This window comes from Baekduia sp. (assembly GCF_035318805.1).
In the GTDB taxonomy this organism is placed as follows: Bacteria; Actinomycetota; Thermoleophilia; order Solirubrobacterales; family Solirubrobacteraceae; genus Baekduia.
Map to the genome: position 1 here is coordinate 21,828 of NZ_DATHDY010000100.1, position 17,981 is coordinate 39,808.

Consider the following 17,981-nt stretch of genomic DNA (forward strand, 5'->3'; position numbering starts at 1 on the left):
GGGCCACCGCCCCGATGATCGACGAGTACGGGACGAAGAGCTTGCGTGCTTCAACGAGCCGCCCGGCTGGGCAATCCAGTGGCTGGCGATCCGCGCGCAGGACCGCGGGCTGTTCCTGCGCGTGTTCCCCGGCGCCTGCCGTTACCGCCCGGCGACGGCGACGGCGACAGGCGCCACGGGACGCTCGGCGCGGCGGTCGACCGGACCTCGCAGGCGGCGAACTATTAGCTTGTGTTCGTGCCCTCCGCCCCCTTAGGCCCCGCGCCCGCGCGCGTGGTGGCCACCGACGTCCTTGCGCTCCGCGGCGCCCAGGTGTTCGTCCTCGGCGATGCGCTGCTGGACGTCTACATCGACGGCACCGTCGACCGCATCTCCCCGGAGGCACCGGTGCCCGTGGTGCACGAGCGCGGCGTACAGGAGGTTCTCGGGGGCGCGGCCAACGTCGCTGCCAACATCGCCCAGCTCGGCGGAACCGCCACGCTCGGCGCGCGCGTCGGCGATGACCACGACGGCGAGCGGATACGCGCGCTCGCGACTGGGCACGGCATCCGCATCGACGCTGTCTTCACCGACGGCGGGGTCCCCACGGCGCGTAAGACCCGCGTGCGTGCCGGTTACCAACAGCTCGTGCGGATCGACCGCGAGGAGACGGAACCGGTCTCGCGCCAGACCGCTGACGCGCTTCTGGCGCGCCTCGACGTGTTCCTGGACGGCGACGGCGGCCGCGCCGTCGTGCTGGCCGACTACGCCAAGGGAGTGCTGAGCAACGAGATGCTGCGCGCGGTGGTGCAGCGCTGCCGCGCGGCCCGCGTTCCTATCATCGCCGATCCCAAGAGCGACGACCTGCGCCGCTACGCTGGGGCGACCGTGCTGAAGCCCAACCGGGCTGAGGCAGTGCGCGCCGCGGGACCGGGCGCCGACCACCACCCCGAGGCGCTGGCCGCCACGGTGCTCGCCGCCAGCGGCGCCGAGAATGTCGTCCTGAGCCTGTCCGCCGATGGGCTAATCGCCGCGGGCGCCGCTCTGGCCGCGCCCTTGCGCCTCTGCGCGCACGTCCGCCAGGTCGCCGACGTCTCCGGGGCCGGCGACACCATGGTGGCCCTGCTAGCCGCCGGGGCGGCCGTCGGACTGCCGCTGGAGCGCTCGGTCATGCTCGCCAACATCGCGTCCGGGCGGGTGTGCGAGAAGCTCGGCACCGCGACGCTGACATCCAGCGAGCTGCTGGAGGCGTTCAAGGAGGAAACCGAGGATCACCAGCCCGAGAAGTGGCTGCCCGACCGCGAGACGGCCGCGAGGATCGTCGCCGCCCAGCGGGCCGATGGCCGGCGCGTGGTGTTCACCAACGGTTGCTTCGACATGCTGCACGCCGGGCACGTGCGGCTGCTCCAGGCGGCCCGCGCCCTGGGCGATGCGCTGGTGGTCGCGGTCAACAGCGATGACAGCGTGCGGCGGTTGAAGGGACCCTCACGCCCGGTCAACGCCCTCGACGACCGCGTGGCGGTCCTCAGTGCCCTGGCCTGTGTGGACTTTGTGTGCGCTTTCGACGAGGAGACGCCGCTGGAGCTCATCCTCGCAGCGCAGCCCGACCTGATCGTCAAGGGCGGCGACTACGCGCGCGAGGACGTGGTGGGAGGTGCGCAGGCCGCCGCCTGGGGTGGCCGGGTCGAGATTGTCCCCCTGTTGAAAGGGCGCAGTACGACCCGGCTGCTCCAGGCCGGGGCGTCCTAGCTCAACGCCGGGGAGGGGCGCACGTCGGCCAGCGGGTCTAGCCGGTGGCAAGCCAGGTCGTTGCGCGTGGGGGGCGTCTGGCCGAACAGCGTGCACGGCTGGCACCACAGGCCGCTCGTGCGCACGATCTCGGAGCCCTGCGCCAGCGGGGCCCACTTCGCCTCGCGTCCCGACGTGAAGATCGTCCGCGTGGGCGTGCCGTAGTAGCTGGCGATGTGCACCGGCCCGCCGTCCATCGTCAGCAGGCCCTCGGCCGCGGCGATCCGGTAGCACAGCGCGTCGAAACCGTGGTCTTCGCGGCCGGCGCGGTCGCCCAGCCGATGCGCCAGCGCGTCGGCGAAGTCGCGGTCGACCGGGGCAGCGACCACCGTAACCGCGCGCTCTCCAGCCCAGGCCGCCGCGACGGCGGCCCAGCGTTCGACGCTCAGCGTGCGGGTCACCGACTGACGGCCGCTGATCGCGATTAGCAGCGTGCCATCGGAGGGTGTGCTGCGCGGCCGCGGCTGCGGCCGGGCGCCGGACGACACCGGGACGCCCCACGCGACACCCAATATCCGCCGGAAGGCGACCGTCTCATGCTCGTCGTAGACGTCGTAGGGCACCGCCAGGGCGAACCGCGCGGCGCGGTTGGTGGCGAACGCCAGCGCCCGCCCGCCCCGGCGGCGCGCGGCGACGGCCAGCGCCTGGGACAACCCGAAGAGCTGCTCGGTGTTGACGACGACTGGGTGCCGGCCCGCCAGGCCACGCAGCACCCCGACAGGGTCGGCGTCGTAGGCGAGATGGTCGAGGCGCTGATGGCGCGCCCAGGCGGCCGAGCGCTGCTCGACGACCCAGCGCACATCACTGCGCGGGTCGCGCCCGAGCTCCTCGACGGCGATCTGGGCCGCGACGAGGTCGCCCATCCCGCCGGGCCGCAGCACCAGCAGCCGGTCATCGGCGCCGCGGAGCAGGGAGCCGGCGGTGGCGATGGCCCCGCCCACGACGGCGCCCACCGGCGCGAGTAGGCGGTCGACGTCCTTGAGCCGCTCGGTGGAGTAGGTGGACACGGCCGGGCGGTCAGGCGTCGTAGTTGCTGGGGAACAACGACCGCTCGACGAGCTCGACGAGCAGATGGATGACTACGATGTGGAGTTCCTGCACACGGTCGGAGTATGCGCCGGCCGGTGTGCAAACTTCGACGTCTGCCGCGGCGCCCAGCAGACTCCCCGGCCGCCCGGTCAGGGCCAGAACGAACCCGCCGAGCTCGCGCGCCGCCCGCGCCGCCCGCAGGACATTCGGGCTCATCCCGCTCGTGGAGATCGCGACCAGCGCATCGCCCGAGCGCAAGTGGGCGCGGACGTAGCGCTCAAAGACGCGCTCAAAGCCGAAGTCGTTGGCCACGCAGGTTAGGTGCGCGGCATCGGCGATCGCCGTCGCGGGCAGCGGTTCGCGCTCGTCGCGAAACGAGCCCGAGAGCTCCTCCGCGAAGTGCATGGCGTCGCACAGCGAGCCACCGTTGCCCGCGGCGTACACCTTGCCGCCGCCACCCAGGGCGCTCACCAGGCCGGCCGCGCCGGCCTCTACTGCGGTCAGCGCCTGGCCGTCGCCGGCCAGCCGACCGACGTTGGCCGCCACGTCGGCGAGAGTGCTATCGATCACGGAGCGCATCCCGCGAGACCTTAGCCAGCGGCCGCCGGTGGCGGCTTGAGGCTACGCTGCGCCAGATGGCTAACGTCCGTTCCGACGTCCTTGTACCGCCGGACCGCCTGCACGCCACGTGCCCGGTCTGCGACGCCGACAACCCGCGGCCGCTGCTGGCCCTAGCCGATCACCTGTCGGCCGACCGCTTCGCCGCCGTGACCTGCGGCGCGTGCGACACCGTGTATCTGGTCGACCCGCCGACGCCCGACGGGATCGGCCGCTACTACGACACGAGCGCCGGCTCGGCAATGCACGTCAAGCCCGGTCCTCTGTTCGTCAAGCTCCGCGACCGCCGTATCGCCGCCGACCTCGCCCCGCTGCTCGCGCGCCTGACGCCTGATGCACCGGTGGCCGATCTGGGCACAGGCGACGGTTCGGTTGCCGAACACCTTCACCGCCACGGTCATCGTGCCGTCGGCCTCGACATCTACCCGCGCGCCGAGTGGACGCATGACGGCGTGCCCTACCGCCAGATCTCGTTCAGCGGCGGCGGCCCCACCGCCGAGGACCTCGCGGGGGCCGGCGCCGCGGCATGCGGCGCCGTCATGCGCCACGTGCTCGAACACGTCCACCGCCCCGCCGAGACGCTCGTCGGCCTGCGCGCGCACGGCGTCAGTCACGTGCTAGTCATCGTCCCCAACGTCGAGTCACGCCTGGCACGGCGGTTGGGCGCCAACTGGTACTACTGGGATCCGCCGCGTCACCTGACGTTCTTCTCGGCCGACAGCCTCGGGCTCTGCGCGGCCCGCGCCGGCTACCGCCTGGACTTCCTGCGCACCTACGGGCTCGATGAGCTGGCGACGTCGGCCCACCGAGCGCTCCTGGTGCGCGGGGGCAAGCGCGCCCTATGCGCCGCCCGCGCGCTCCGTCCCACCGGCCTGATCGCCGGCGCCGCCTCGGTGGCGCAGGCGCAGTTCGGCGACACCGTCCTACATGCTGTCCTGACGGCCGATGGCCGCTGACCCGCCCGTGCCGCTAGTGGTCGACATGGACGGGACGCTTTTCTCCTCAGACTCGACGGCGCTCATGACCGCCCGGCTGCGCGCCCGGCGGCCCCACCGACTCCTGGGGCTGTGGCGCGCCCGCCGCAGCGGCGACAAGGCCGAGATGAAGCTGTACCTGTACCGCCACGGGGCAGTGCCCGTGCAGCGCTTCACGCCCTACGCGCCGCTGCAGGAGTGGCTGCGCACGCAGGAGGGCACCCGTCCCATCTTCCTTGCCACCGGCGCCCCGCAGGCGCTGGCCGACGAGGCGTCCCACGCCTCCGGCCAGTTCGCCGGCGTCTTCGGCACCCAGCCTGGGCACAACAACACCGGCGCGCGCAAGGCCGCGCGGCTCGTAGAGCGCTTCGGCGAACGCGGATTCGACTACGTTGGCAACTCCGAGGCCGACCTGGCGGTGTGGCGCTGCGCTCGGCGCGCGATCGTCTGTAATGCCCCCGTCGGCCTGGCGGAGCGTGCCGCTGAGCTCTGCGACATCGAGCTCGTCCTATAACTGTGACCGCGACCACCGGGATCACGCGCCGCCGGCTGCCGCTGCTTGTCGTGCAGACGATGCGGCCTCGGCAGTGGATCAAGAACAGCTTCGTGCTGGCCGGCGTGCTGTTTAGCGGCCGCCTCGATGACGCGGACGCGCTGGGCAACGCAGTGCTGGTCACCATCGCGTTCTGCCTGGCCTCCGGGGCTTCCTATCTGCTCAACGACACGCGCGACGCCGAGACCGACCGGCTGAACCCGCGCACGGCGACCCGGCCGATCGCGCGCGGCGACCTGCCGGTCAACATGGCGTACGCAGCTGCCGTGGTGACCTTACTGGCCGCCGTCGGCCTGGCGATGTCGGTCAATGCCGCGAGCGCGGCGGTCGTGGCAGTCTTCCTGGGCCTGCAGTTGGGCTACTCGATGGGCCTCAAGCATGTGCTGTTCGTCGACGTGATGGTCATCGCCGCGCTATTCGTGCTCCGGGCGTTCGGGGGCGTGATGGCCGTCGACGCGGAGATCTCCCCGTGGCTGCTGCTGGTGACCGGGCTGCTGGCGTTGTTCCTGGCGCTCAGCAAGCGCCGCGGCGAGGCGGTCGCGATCGGCGGCCAGTCCAACCCGCAGCGACCGGTGCTCGATTTCTACTCTGTGAGCCTGCTCGATGAGCTCATTGGCGTGGTGACCCCGTCGGTGGTCGTCGTCTACGCGCTCTACACCGTGCTCGGCGCGCGGACCGACACGATGCTCGCCACGCTGCCGTTCGTCCTTTACGGCATCTTCCGCGTGCTCTTCCTCATGCACCACCGCGACCGCGCCGGAATGACCGAGGAGGTCGATGCGCTGGTCTACCGCGACGCGCCGCTGCTGGTGTGTGTGGTGCTCTGGGGCGTGGCCTGCGCGGTCATCACACTGACGGCCTGAGCCCGGCGGCCGACCGCCAAGCGCGCATGTACCCGAGCCCCTCATGGATGCTCGGGAACTCCTGGACCTCGTAGCCCGCGGCGCGCAGGCGCAGCTCGAGCTCGCCATGGTCACGACCGGGGCCGTCGTGGTACTCGAGGACGATCCGGTCGATGCGCGCGAGCGTCTCGTCGGACGCGCCAAGCAGGATCGGGAACTCCGCGCCTTCGCAGTCGATCTTGGCCAGGTCGCAGCGCGGCATGCCGGCGCGGTCGAGCGCGGTCTCCAGAGCGATCGACTCGATCGCGTCGGGAGTGGCGGGGCCGGCCGGTGCGACGGCGTGCTCGCCGGGACCGCGTCCGAGGTCGGCATAGCGGACGAAGCCTGGCTCGCCGATGGCCTCGGGGCGCACCTCGGCGCCCTGGATGCCGTTGGCGGCGCGGTTTCGCTCGTACAGTTCGCGAGAACCGGGGAACGGCTCGTAGGCGACGACGTGCGCGTCAGGGTGCTCGTGGGCGACAAGCAGCGCGTAGTCGCCCAGGCCGCCCCCGATGTCCAGGACGCTCCAGCCCTGGCCGACTAGGAACCCGTAGATCTCGTAGTGGCGGTGGAGCGTCGTCTCCTGGACGGCCCAGACGTCCATGCGGTCGCGCACCTGCAGGCGCAGGCCGTTATCGCGCAGTGTGATCGGCCGCGGTGCGGTGGCGCCGGCCAGCGCGCCGATGGCGCCCAGCGGACGGCGGAAGCCGCGGAGCATGCGGGGCACGGCCGCCGCGTAGTACGTGAGTCGTCGGGGGCTCAGCGCGTTGTTCATCGTGGGCACCGGGCCCACTCTAGTATCGGTCAACGGCCATCCGCGTCCACAGGCTCAGCGCGACGGCAACCGCGACGCCGCAGCCGGCCAGCGTCCAGGCAAGTCCCAGCGCGCTGCGGGGCAGCGACGACAGCAGCACTACGACGCCGATCGCTATCAGCGCCATGAACAGGGGGCTGAGTCCCTGGCCGCGGCCGAAGGCGTAGTGGAACACGACGAAGGCCAGACCGAACAGCATTTGCCCCAGGACACACGGCGCCAGGAGGTTGGCCGCCGCGTCGTATTCGCTTCCTAGCGACAGGTGGAGCAGCACGCGCGGGATCAGCGCGCACAGCACGGCGACCGGCAGCGTAAGCCCGAACGCGATGCCAACGGCCCGCAGCAGCAGGTCCTCGGCGCCGCGGCCCTGTGCTACGCGTTGGGCGACCTCCGCGATGAGCGCCGATCCGGTCGCCAGCGGGACCAGCAGCGCGATCTTGCCGAAGAACGCACCCGCGGCGTACAGGCCGGCAGCCCGGTTGTCGAGCACGATGCGCGCGACCAGCACGTCGGCGTTGGTCATGCACGCGAAGGCAAGGTAGAACCCGAGGATCGGCCCGTCCGACGCGCGGCCCAGTGCCGTGTGCGCCGTGCCGGCTGCACGCGCAACGTCGCGCAGGCTAGCGGCGCCCACCAACGCTGAGAACCCCGCAGCGATTGGCACCGCCGCGCAGGCGAGCCCGACGTCCTTGCCTGCTAGCAGCGCCAGCCCCACGACCAGCACACGGCCCACGCCCTCGGCGGCCAGCGCCACGCCGACACTGCGGTAACGGCCTAAGCCGAGCAGCACCCCACGCGTGGTGGTCGCGAGTAGTAGCGGCAGCACCGCCGTGGCGGTGACGGCAAACGGCACCCCCCCGGGCAGGTGGAACAGGTCGGCGGCCAGCGGGCTGGCGGCGAGCATCGCGGCGGTGGCCGCGCCGCCGACCAGCGCGGCCGAACGCGTGCGACGACGCAGCACGCTGCCGACCGCCGCGAGCGATCCTGCCGCGCCGCGCGGCGCGACCGCGGCGACCTCGCGAGCCACCATCGCCTGCAGCGCCAGGGCAGGGAGCGTCAGCAGCACCGCCATCCCTAGCATGGCGGCCACTACGCCGTAGTCATCGGGCCCCAGGCCGCGCCCGGCCACCACGCTGGCCAGGAACATGAGGGCGCTAGCGACCAACGAGGCGACGCTATAAAGGACGATCGCGCGCCCTTCGGAAGGCCGAGGCGGCGCCGCGGTGGGCGAGGACATGAGCGTGCAGGTTAGTTCGCGGTGGCCCGGGCAGCCCCGCGCGCGGGCTGCCAGGCGGCGCAAGTCCGTAGGATGGCGCCGTGCTGACTTCACGGCTGCAGGGGGCGGCTGAGCCCGGTCGCCCGAACGGTCAGCGCGCAGTGTGGCTCGAGCTGGGGATCGCCGGTCTGGTGCTGGCGGTGCTCATGGCGGTCGCCTACGCGCGCTACGCCCGCGACGCCGGATTCATCGCCGACGACTGGGCGACGGTCGCCCGCGCCCACTTCGCCGACAGCACCTGGCAACTCCTGCAGGATGTCTTCGACGATGCTGGCAAGCGCCCGGGCCTCGTCCTGTACTCGGTGCTCACCACGCGCGCGTTCGGCATGCATGGCGGCGCCTATGTCCTGCTGGGCATGGTCTGGATCGGCCTCAGCGGCCTCACCCTGTACGCCTTGCTGCGGCGCCTGGGCCTCTCAGCCATCACCGCGCTGGCCATCCCGTTCCTGGCAGTGGTGTTCCCGGCCTGCACGTCGCTGCACCTGTGGTTGGCCAATTACTACGGCAACCTCTCGCTCGCGGCCGCATTCGGCGGGCTGCTGGCGGCCGTCGCGGCGTTCGACGCGGGCCGCGGGCGACGCGGACGCATCGGCCTGCACGCCCTAGCGTCAACGCTGTTCGTCATCTCGGCAGTCACCTACGAGGTCGCCGACGCGCTCATCGGCCTGTCGATCGTGGTCTACGCCATCGCCGGGATCCGCCCGCTGCCCTGGAAGCGCTGGGCCGCCGACGTTGCGATCGTCGGCTTCTGTGCATGGGCGTTTACCACCAACCACCTGGTCACGGACCGGCAGGCGGGCCTAAACAACCCGCGCGGCTTCGACGTCATCCGCGACCGGGCCCAGATGTTCCTCGACCAGACCGTGACCGTGTTCAACCGCACGGTCCCGTTCGAGGGTCCCCACACATGGCTCGTGCCGCTTGTGATAGCGCTCGTCCTCGGCACCGGCGTCGGCGCGCTGCGCGCTGGACGCCTCGCCGGAGCCCGGCAGGCCAGGCTCCGGGAGGGGGTTGCAGTCGTTCTCGGTGGCATCGTGCTGCTCGCGCTGGCCTACGCGGTCTTCGTGCCGGCGGATGACTTCTATGCGCCGGCGAGCCCGAACCTTGGCGACCGGGTCAACGCACTCGCGATGTTCGGCTATGTCGCCGTGATCTACGGCACAGCGCTGCTCGCCGTCCGCCTGGTCGGCGTGCTCCTCCGTCCGGACGTGCAGACGCCGCGGGCGGGCGCCTACGCATGGGCCGTGCCGGCCGTCCTGGTGGCGGTCCTCCTCGGCCTAGGGGCCTGGTATACGGCGCGGACGCGCAACGAGGTCGACCTGTACGTGCAGTCGGCGCGCATCCAACGCGACGTGCTGGCCGGCATCACCCAGGATGTGCCTGACCACCCCGACGGCACTGCGATCTACACCTGGGACTATCCCGTCGAGGTGGCCCCGCAGCTGCCGGTCTTCTACGCCAACGACCTGCGGTCGGCGCTGCAGCTCAAATGGAACCAGCGAGCGATCACCGGCGGGCCGGTTCGCGACCTAAATGCACTGCAGTGCACCGCCCACGGCATCGCCGAGCCGGTCGCTGGGCCGGCCCCGTACGGCCCCCACACCTACTTCGTCTCGATCAACGACGGGCGGGCCGTCCCCATCACCTCCCAGGCCCGCTGCGAGCGCGCCCGCACCAAGCTGGGCTTGCGCCCGGTCTATCCTATGGACCGGCAGGGTGGCAGCGAGGGCGCCTAGAGTTCTTCGGCGATGCTCGGCGTCAGCCGCGTGAACACGAAGATTCCAATCACCGCGACCCCGAGTGTCACGGCAATTGGGATCATCACGCGCCAGTCTTGGCCCAGCGCAGCGGCGGCGCCGAGGTGGCTGGGATCGACGAACGCGTGGCGTGTCTGCTGCATGATCGCCGCGAAGGGGTTGGCCATCAGCAGCCGCGGGACCCACTGCGGGATGCTCTGGTCGTCCAGAATCTTCTGGATCGGGTAGATGATCGGCGACGCGTAGAACAGGATCTGCATCGTCACGTCCCAGATCGGCTCGACGTCGCGGTAGCGCACGAACAGCGACGAGAGCAGGCACACCAGCCCGAAGGCGAAGAGCGCCAGCGCCAGCATCAGGAACGGCACCTCGATCCATGAGACCATCGGCCTGCCGCCCGACAGCAGCAGGAACCCCGTGATCGGGATGAAGTTCAGCACAAGGCTGAACATCGCGGTCAGCACCGCGGCCAGCGGCACCGCCAGCAGCGGGAAGTCGATTTTGCGAACCAGCGACTCGCGCTGCAGCAGGCTTCGCACGCCCATCTGGGTCGCCTCGCCGAGGAACTGGAACATCACAATGCCCAGTAGCAGCGCGACCGGCTGGTACTTCGCCGTGGCGCCGAGATCGAACAGGACCGCGAAGACGAAGTACAGGACGCCGAAGAGCATCAGCGGGCGCATCAGCGTCCACAAGTAGCCCAGCGCCGAGCCGAAGAAGCGCAGCTTGAAGTCGGTGACCGCCATCGTCCACGCCAACCGCCACAGGCGCTTGGGGTCGTCGCCGAAGGCGTTCGGGCCCCTGATCGGCTTGCCCATCTCGGGCGGGATCTCGAGGCGGCTCTCCTGCACTGTCGCGCCCAGTGGCACCGTGGTCGCGCTCATGACGCCACCTGCTGTGTCGTGCCGTGGCGTTGGAGCTCCAGGCGGTAGGGGAGGTCGACGATCGAGCCGGTCGGTCGCAACGTCGCGCTGACAATGGAGAACATCCGCTCTCGGAACTGCAGGTGCCGGCCGCCGGCCAGCGAGACCGCACAGCTGACCTCATAGCGGTCGGGGCCGAGGATGTTCTGGAACCATGCGCGCCAGACGATCTCCTCGCCGGCAGGGAACAGGCCGGGCGTCGGGTCAGTCCACACCGACGCTGCGCCGAAGAGCTGCTGCCAGGCGCTGTTGGTCATACTTACTGCAAACAGCGGGTTCTCGATGTCCTTGGTGAACTTCACTCGCATCGCGAAGGCGTAGACTTGGTTGCTATTGAGCGTCAGCTGCGGCGCGCCGTCCTCGTCCTCGAACCAGGACTCGGTGATGTCGACGCCGCCCTCGCCCAACACGACCTCCTCGCTCTCGCTCAGCACGATCGGCTCAGCCGGCGGCGGCGCTTGGCCGCTGGCGACGGCGTGTGCGGCGGTCTGCATCTGCTCCTCGGCGGCGGCGCGCTCAGTCGCGCGCGCCTCCTCGGAGAAGTTGAGCTGGAGGTAGCGTAGACCGACGTCCTGCGGGTTGCCTTCGGCGATCAGCCGACCCTTCTCCAACAGCACCGCTCGGTCGCAGAAGCGACGGATAGCCCCCATGTCGTGGGTGACGAAGAGCACGGTCTTGCCGCTGCGACGGATGCGCTCGAACTCGTCGTAGCACTTCTGCTGGAAGGCAGCATCGCCAACGGCGAGCACCTCGTCGATGATCAGGACCTCGGCGTCGACCTGGATCATCACACTGAAGGCCAACCGCACCATCATGCCCGAGGAGTAGTTCTTCAGCTTGAGATCGGCAAACTCCCGCAGCTCCGCGAAGTCCAGCACCGAGTCGATTCGCAAACGCGAATCCTTCGGACTCAACCCGAGCATCGTCGCGTTGAGCCTGATGTTGTCGGTCGCCGGAAGATCGGGGTTGAAGCCGACACCGAGCTCGATGAATGTCGACACCTGGCCCTTGACGTAGATGTCTCCGACGGTGCTGCCGTAGATCCCGGCCACGCACTTCAGCAGCGTGGACTTGCCGGAGCCGTTGCGGCCGGCGATACCGAAGAACTCGCCCTTGCGCACGTCGAAGCTGACGTCGCGCAGGGCATGCAGTGTGTCCGTCTGCGCGGACCGCAGCGGATGGAGGAACCGTTCCTTGAGGGTATGGACCTGCTCGCGCGGCAAGTCGAACTGCTTGGACACGCGATCGACGGCGATTGCCATCTCCGCGGGGCGGACGTCGCTCACGGGGCTTGAGGGTACGCGGTTGCGATCTGCGGCACGCTCCAGTCCCCAACGAACGGCCTGGCCAAGAGTTGCGGTGGCTCACGCACGGCGCGGCAGCCGGCGCGCGAGGCGCAGGGCGCGTCGGAGGACCGTCTCGCCACCCGGCTGCGCGAGCAGGCCCGCGAGCTCGTCCTGCAGACCGTCCCTGAGCAGGCCGAGTTCGGGCTGGACGAGCGCCCAACCCGGACCCCGGACTAGGTCGCGGACCTTCCAGAAGTCGTGCTCGGCGCGAGCGAGGTCGTCGGCCAGCCGCGCGGCGCGGGGCGCCGGCAGCCGCACGGCATCGCGGTAGGCGGCGATGAGCGCGTCGCCCGTCGCCGTCCAGGTCAGCGGCGCTGCGGCCGCGCGCAGCGCGGCCACGTGCTCCTCGGCGGCGGGACCGCCGCGCAGCACGTCGATCGCCGCGGCGGCGCTGGCTCGGGCGTCCCACGGGGCGAGCAGCGCGGCAGCTGCGGGCAGCGTGTCGCGTAGCGAGGAGACGGGCGCGAACAGGCAGGGCGTCCCTGCAGCGGCGGCCTCGAACGGGATCAGGCCGAAGCCCTCGTAGGTGCTCGGGTAGACGACCGCGGCGGCGTGCTCCAGCAGCCACGCCTTCTCGGCCTCGTCGACCACGCCGGCCTCGCGCACCGCGGCGGCGTGCTCGGGATGGCGCAGCAGCCAGGCGGCCTCCTCGGCGGTGGCTGAGCCGTGCAGGACGTCGGCGCCGGCGAAGACCAGCTCGCCGTCCCAGCCCTGGTCGGCGCGCAGCGCGGCCAGCAGGCGCAGGGCGAACGCGCCGTTCTTGTGGCGGAACCGGTTGCCGAGCATCAGCAGGAACGGGCGCTGCATGCCGTCCAGCACACGCGGGCGCCGCGGCGCCGCCCCCGCGCTCGCGACGTGCGACGCGTCGCTGCCGAGCGCGACGACCCGCGCACGCCCCGGCTCCACGAGGTCCTCATCGGCGGCGTCGGCCGCCGCCCGCTCGGAGAAGAACAGGACCATCGCCGCCAGGGCGAGGGCGTCGCCGGTGATGCGGCGGTACTCCAGCCACGCCTCGGCGTCGGCGAAGACCGCCGGCGTACGGAAGGCGATGAGATCCTGGTTGGTAAGAAGCGTCCGCTCGCCCAGCGCGTCGAGAAAGGCCATGTCGCCGACCGCGGCGACCTGCCATGGCCTGTGCACGACGTGGGTGCGCGCCACGCCGCCGCGGGCCTGGTCCTCGCTGAGCCGCTCCACCGCATGCAGGCCGTCGAGCGCCGCCGCCGCGGCGTCACCCATCCGGGCCGGCAGCACCGCCCGCACGCGGACGTCATCGCGGGCGGCCAGCGCGCCCAGAAGCTCGACGATATGCATAGTCGTACCGGTGACGCCGCCCGCGAGGGCGCGGGCGTCGATCGTCACCGAGAGCGGCTCCAGCGCCACGGCCGCCGACAGCAGCGCGCGGGCCAGCGCGGAGTGGCGGTCCTCGGCGGTCGCGCGCACGGCCGCCGGCAGCGCGGGATGGCGCTCGCCGGCCGCCCCAGGCCATGCGCCCGGGCCGATCGACGGCGCGTCGGGCTCCGCCCTGCGATGGGCGACGAAGACGCCCACGGCCACCGCGTGGTGCAGCCCGGCGGCGCCGGCGCGCTGGCAGAAGTCGGCGAGCGCTTCGCGGTCGTCGCCGAGCCCGGGGTCGAAGGCGCCGATGAGGTCCAGCGCGGGTCGCGCGATGAGCGTGGCGTGCGGCAGGGCGGTCGGCACGCGCGGCACGACGTCGGGCGCGGCAGCGCGGACGCGGCGGGCGGCCTCCGCCACGGGCTGGCCGGTGGTCAGCAACGGCCATGGCAGATTGCGGCGCGGCACGCTGAGGAACGCGGCGTCGTTGCTCAGTGCGGTGGCGGTCGCCACGTCGCCGGTCTCGCCCAGCGCGGCGCGCAGCCCGTCCAGCCAGCCGTCGGCGACCTCGGTCGCGCCGTCGAGGAGCACGAGGTCGTCGGCGGGTGCGAGCGCGGCCGCGGCGTTCCAGGCGGCGGCGCCGTCGGCCTCCAGCCAGCGCACGGCCTCGGCGGCGGAGCCGAGGCGCTCGGCGGCGGCCCAGGCCTCGGCCGTTCCCCCGGCGAGCACCGGGACGCCCTCGGGCAGCGTCGGCAGCAGCGCCCGCAGGCAGCGGGCGGCGTCGTCCGGCGAACGGAGGAGCACCACGACGGTGAGCGCCACGCGAGGCAACCTACAAGCTCGGCCGTGCGCGACCCATGGCGGGCGCCACGATCCAGGCCTACTCGACGCGGTAGGCGAGCATCCGCGCTCCGCGCGTCGCCAGGGCATTGAGCGGCTGCGCCCGCTGCTCGAGGTCGGGCCGGACCGTGGCCGCGTCGACCTCGACGCGCGCCGGCGCCAGCCCGGCCGCGAGCACGGCATGCTGAAGCTCGTCGAGCCCAGGCGAGCCGTTGGGCGGCACGCGCAGCAGCACGTGGGCCTGTGGAGCGAGCAGGCGCCGCACCTCGCGCAGGACCCGTACGGGGTCGCGACGGGTCCCGATGTCGCCCCACCACACCGCCAGGTCGTAGCCCCCGGGCTCGCCCGGGATCTCGTAAGGCCGCGTGCCGACGAAGCGCAGGTGGGCGGGCAGCTGCGCCGAACCCGAATACCACCCCGCCCAGGTCGCCAGGGTGACGGTGTTGCAGCCCTCGTCGTCGAAGCCGGCGACCTGCGCGGCCCCCAGCCGCTGCGCCAAGCCCAGCGCGAGGATGCCGTCGCCGCTGTCGATCACCGCGACGCGACGGGCCGCCACGGCGATCCCGTCGACGCCCAGGAACGCGTGGATCGCGTCGACGTCGTCCACGTAGGACGCCCGCCAGCGGCGCTGGTCCTCCAGCGACCCCTCGAGCTGCTGGCGCGCCGGCATCTAACCCACCCCTCCGGTCGCCGGCGGCAGCGCGGGGCGGTCGTCGGCGTGTTCGAGCTCGCGCAGGGTGACGTCGCCACCGCCGTTGGCGCTGCCGTTGCGGCCCCCGCGGCCTCCCATGCGTCCGAGCAGCCGCAGCGCCTTCAGTAGGGGCCCGCGCGTCGCTGAGCGCCGCGCGAGGGCCGCGATCGTGCGCTGGGCGTCGGGCGGCAGCAGAGGGCCCTCCGGGTTGTAGGGCCCGACGAGCGACATCCCGGTCGGGCCGATCTGGTGGCGGAGCGTCCAGTAGCGGGCGTCGGCGGCCAGCCCGCCGCCCGCGGCGCGGGCCGCCGAGCGGGCCGGCATTGCGAGCGCGTCGCGGTAGGCGGCCAGCAGGCCCTGGGCGGTGCGGTCCCACGTGAGGCTCCCCGCCGCGGCGTACACGCCGTCGACAAGGGCCTGCGCACGGTCGGGATCCGACAGTGCGCCGATGACCCGATCCGCGCTCGTGTCCGCGTCCCAGGGCACCAGAAGCGCCTGCTCGGGGTCGAACAGCTCGACGAGCGACGCCTGGTGGGCGAACAGGCACGGCCGTCCGTGGTCGGCGGCTTCGAAGGGCACGAGGCCGAAGCCCTCGTAGGTCGTCGGGTAGAGGACCGCCGAGCAGCGAGTCAACAGCCATGCCTTCTCGACCTCGCTGACCGCGGGCAGGTCGACGACCGCCTCGGCGAGCTGCGGCCGGGCCGCCAGGAAGGCGGCCTCATCGGCCGAGGACGAGCCGTACGCCACGCGCGGCCCGGCGAGCACGAGCCGCCCGGGCCAGCCATGGCGCTCCCGCAGCGACTCGAACACCCGCAGCGCGAAGACACGGTTCTTGTGGCGGAAGTCGGTGCCCAGGCAGAGCAGGAACGGCCGGTCGGCCAGCTCGCGCGCGGGCGGCTGCGGCGCGGGCTTCTGGACGGAGACCTGGTGGTCGGTGCCGATCAGCACGACACGCGCCCGGTGCTCGGGCACCAGCTCCTCGGCCAGCGCCTCCATGCAGGCGTGCCGGGAGAAGAACAGGACGACGGCGCCGAGCGACATCGCCTCGGCGGCCAGCGCGCGGTAGCCCAGCCACGCGTCGGCGGTGGGGAAGTAGGACGGGTTGCGGTAGGCGATGAAGTCCTGCTGGGTGAGCACCATGTGCTGCCCGAGCCGGCCGAGCAGCGCGAGGTCGGAGACGTCGCCGACCTGCCACGGGCGGTGGACGATGTCGTCGGGCTCGGCGTTGTCGGCGTCGTGGGGATGCAGCAGCTCGACGCCGGGCAGCCCATACAGGGCGGGCGCGACGTACTCGCCGACGTCGTGGGGTAGCAGCACGCGCACGCGGGCCTCGCCCGTGCGGGCCAGCGCGGCGACGAGCTCGAGCGTGTGGACCTGCGTGCCGGTCAGCGCCGGGCCGAGCGCGCGGCCGTCGACCGTCACGCGCAGCCCGCGCAGCGCACGCGACGCTGTGCTCAGCGAGCGGGCCAGCGGGGTCTGGGGATCGCCGGCCGTCTGGGTGATCACTCGCGCGTAGTACGGGTAGCGCGTGTCGATGATCCGCTCGTGCTCGATCTGTGTCTCGGAGCGCTGACCGAGGGCCTCGAAGGAGCCGCCGCCGTGATGGGCGACGAAGACGTCGTCCGCGACGACGTGCTGCAGGCCCATCGCGAGGCAGCGCTGGGAGAAGTCGACCTCCTCGCCGTAGCCCGGGGCGAACGCGAGGTCGAAGTCGCCGACGAGGTCCAGCGCGGATCGGCGCACGTAGAGGCAGTGGCCGATCGCGACGGGCAGCCGCGGGCGCAGCCGCACCGAGCGGCGGCGCACGCGCTCGGCGGCGTCCTCGAGCGTCAGGTCCATCGGCAGCCTCGGCTGCGGGTTGTTGCGGTGCGGGACCGACACGATGGTGCCGTGGTTGGTCAGCGCGGTGGCGGTCGCGATCGTGGAGTCCGAACGGACCGCGTCGTGCATGCCCTCCAGCCAGCCCATCGCGACGATCACGTCGGAGTTGACGATCACGACGTCGGCGGGCGCCGCGGCGGCGAAGGCGCGGTTGACGTTCTCGACGAAGCCGACGTTGTGCGCACCGCGCATCCACGCAACCTCGTGGGTCAGCGCGCCGGACCGCTCGAGCTCCTCCACGAACGCGCGGCTGGCCGGCTCCGGCGTGCAGTCGTCGGCGACCAGGATCAGCACGGACGCTGGCGTGTGCGCGAGGAGGCTGTACAGGCACCGCACGAAGTGGTCGTGACCGCTGTAGAGCGGGATGCACACCACGACGTCCCCGCGTTCGACATCCAGGTGCGCCCCGGGGGCGAGGTCCACGAAGGCCATTGCCCGCAGGCTAACGCGGGCCGGTACCGTTGCGCTCCGTGAGCGAGGATGCCCAGCCCAGCGGCTTCCGGTTCCTGCGGGAGGCCCAGCAGACCGGCGAATGGCCGTGGTTCGACGAGCACTACCGCGAGGCGCCCCAGCAGATCGTCGACTTCCTGGCCGGCGACGGCCTGTCGCTGGAGGGCAAGCACGTGGCCGACATCGGCTGCGGCGACGGGATCATCGACCTCGGGCTCTACGAGCTGGCTCGGCCCGCGAGCCTGACCGGGTTCGACCTCGAGGAGACCGACACGGCCGCGCTGCTGGCCGACGCGCGGCGGGCCGGGGTCGCCGGCGAGGGTCTGCCCGCTGGCCTGCGGTTCCGCGCCAATGCCGGAACCACGCTGCCCGCGGACGACGCAAGCTTCGACGCGCTCGTCTCGTGGTCGACGTTCGAGCACGTCGCCGAGCCGGTCGCGCTGCTACGCGAAATGCGCCGCGTGCTGAAGCCGGACGGCCTGCTCTTCCTGCAGATCTGGCCGCTGTACTACTCCCAGCACGGCTCGCACCTCTGGCCGTGGTACCCGGACGGCTACGCCCAGCTGCTGCACGACGACGACGAGATCGCCCGGCACATCACCGAGGCCGAGGCCGAGGCCGGGCGCGAGGCCGACGTGGCGTTCATCGTCGACGAGTTCCGCCACCTCAACCGCATCACCGCCGACGGGCTGCAGCGGGCGATGCTCGCGGCCGGGCTGTACATCACGAAGTTCGAGTTGCTGACCGGCGCGACGCGCATCACGCGCTCGCTGGCCCGGCGGCCGCTGAGCGAGCTGGGCGTCGCGGGCATCAAGCTCGTCGCGGTGCCCGGCGATCCGGGGTAGCGCG

15 protein-coding genes are annotated in these 17,981 nt (G+C 72.1%); 6 read left to right on the forward strand and 9 right to left on the reverse strand.

From position 1 onward, the window contains the following. Nucleotides 1-276 precede the first annotated feature (276 nt). Nucleotides 277-1,728 carry a D-glycero-beta-D-manno-heptose 1-phosphate adenylyltransferase gene (gene rfaE2, locus VK501_RS21130; RefSeq protein WP_324340919.1) on the forward strand — a complete coding sequence of 484 codons (1,452 nt, stop codon included), beginning with the start codon at nt 277-279 and terminating at the stop codon, nt 1,726-1,728. On the opposite strand, the gene VK501_RS21135 is transcribed toward rfaE2, so the two are convergent. Further along, on the reverse strand, nt 1,725-2,774 hold the full coding sequence (locus VK501_RS21135; protein WP_324340921.1) for a glycosyltransferase family 9 protein: 1,050 nt from the start codon (nt 2,772-2,774) through the stop codon (nt 1,725-1,727). The genes rfaE2 and VK501_RS21135 overlap by 4 nt on opposite strands. A gap of 10 nt (nt 2,775-2,784) precedes the next feature. Then, nucleotides 2,785-3,375 carry a D-sedoheptulose-7-phosphate isomerase gene (locus VK501_RS21140; protein WP_324340923.1) on the reverse strand — a complete coding sequence of 197 codons (591 nt, stop codon included), beginning with the start codon at nt 3,373-3,375 and terminating at the stop codon, nt 2,785-2,787. A gap of 56 nt (nt 3,376-3,431) precedes the next feature. Between VK501_RS21140 and VK501_RS21145 the strand changes: the two genes are divergently transcribed. The 3 genes from VK501_RS21145 to VK501_RS21155 are packed head-to-tail and all read left to right on the forward strand — an operon-like array spanning nt 3,432 to nt 5,804. After that, entirely contained in the window at nt 3,432-4,370 is a 939-nt protein-coding gene (locus VK501_RS21145; RefSeq protein ID WP_324340925.1) for a class I SAM-dependent methyltransferase, read from the forward strand. A 25-nt stretch (nt 4,371-4,395) separates the two neighbouring features. Beyond that, complete coding sequence (locus VK501_RS21150; protein WP_324340926.1) at nt 4,396-4,902, forward strand: hypothetical protein; 507 nt, start codon at nt 4,396-4,398, stop codon at nt 4,900-4,902. Nucleotides 4,903-4,904: 2 nt separating this feature from the next. After that, nucleotides 4,905-5,804, forward strand: a complete 900-nt coding sequence (locus VK501_RS21155; protein ID WP_324340927.1) for a decaprenyl-phosphate phosphoribosyltransferase — start codon at nt 4,905-4,907, stop codon at nt 5,802-5,804. Here VK501_RS21155 and VK501_RS21160 read toward each other — a convergent pair. Next, complete coding sequence (locus VK501_RS21160) at nt 5,788-6,597, reverse strand: FkbM family methyltransferase (protein WP_324341066.1); 810 nt, start codon at nt 6,595-6,597, stop codon at nt 5,788-5,790. The genes VK501_RS21155 and VK501_RS21160 overlap by 17 nt on opposite strands. 19 nt (nt 6,598-6,616) lie before the next feature. Then, nucleotides 6,617-7,873 carry a hypothetical protein gene (locus tag VK501_RS21165; protein WP_324340928.1) on the reverse strand — a complete coding sequence of 419 codons (1,257 nt, stop codon included), beginning with the start codon at nt 7,871-7,873 and terminating at the stop codon, nt 6,617-6,619. Nucleotides 7,874-8,043: 170 nt separating this feature from the next. Between VK501_RS21165 and VK501_RS21170 the strand changes: the two genes are divergently transcribed. Further along, a complete protein-coding gene (locus VK501_RS21170; RefSeq protein WP_324340929.1) occupies nt 8,044-9,648 on the forward strand; it encodes a hypothetical protein in 1,605 nt (534 codons plus the stop codon). Here the strand turns inward: VK501_RS21170 and VK501_RS21175 are convergent. From VK501_RS21175 to VK501_RS21195, 5 genes are all read right to left on the reverse strand, one after another. Continuing rightward, nucleotides 9,645-10,553, reverse strand: coding sequence for an ABC transporter permease (locus tag VK501_RS21175; protein WP_324340930.1), 909 nt, complete (start codon nt 10,551-10,553; stop codon nt 9,645-9,647). The two genes, VK501_RS21170 and VK501_RS21175, sit on opposite strands and share 4 nt — an antisense overlap. Beyond that, the gene (locus VK501_RS21180; RefSeq protein ID WP_324340932.1) at nt 10,550-11,878 is read right to left on the reverse strand and encodes an ABC transporter ATP-binding protein; all 1,329 of its coding nucleotides are present in this window, start codon (nt 11,876-11,878) and stop codon (nt 10,550-10,552) included. Before VK501_RS21180 ends, VK501_RS21175 begins: the two co-directional genes overlap by 4 nt. Nucleotides 11,879-11,956: 78 nt before the next feature. Further along, on the reverse strand, nt 11,957-14,092 hold the full coding sequence (locus VK501_RS21185) for a glycosyltransferase (protein WP_324340934.1): 2,136 nt from the start codon (nt 14,090-14,092) through the stop codon (nt 11,957-11,959). A gap of 58 nt (nt 14,093-14,150) precedes the next feature. Then, a complete protein-coding gene (locus VK501_RS21190) occupies nt 14,151-14,780 on the reverse strand; it encodes a hypothetical protein (protein ID WP_324340936.1) in 630 nt (209 codons plus the stop codon). Next, nucleotides 14,781-17,114, reverse strand: coding sequence for a glycosyltransferase (locus VK501_RS21195; RefSeq protein ID WP_324340938.1), 2,334 nt, complete (start codon nt 17,112-17,114; stop codon nt 14,781-14,783). Between the two features lie 38 nt (nt 17,115-17,152). Here VK501_RS21195 and VK501_RS21200 point away from each other — a divergent pair, with 38 nt between their 5' ends. Continuing rightward, on the forward strand, nt 17,153-17,977 hold the full coding sequence (locus VK501_RS21200) for a class I SAM-dependent methyltransferase (protein WP_324340940.1): 825 nt from the start codon (nt 17,153-17,155) through the stop codon (nt 17,975-17,977). Nucleotides 17,978-17,981 lie beyond the last annotated feature (4 nt).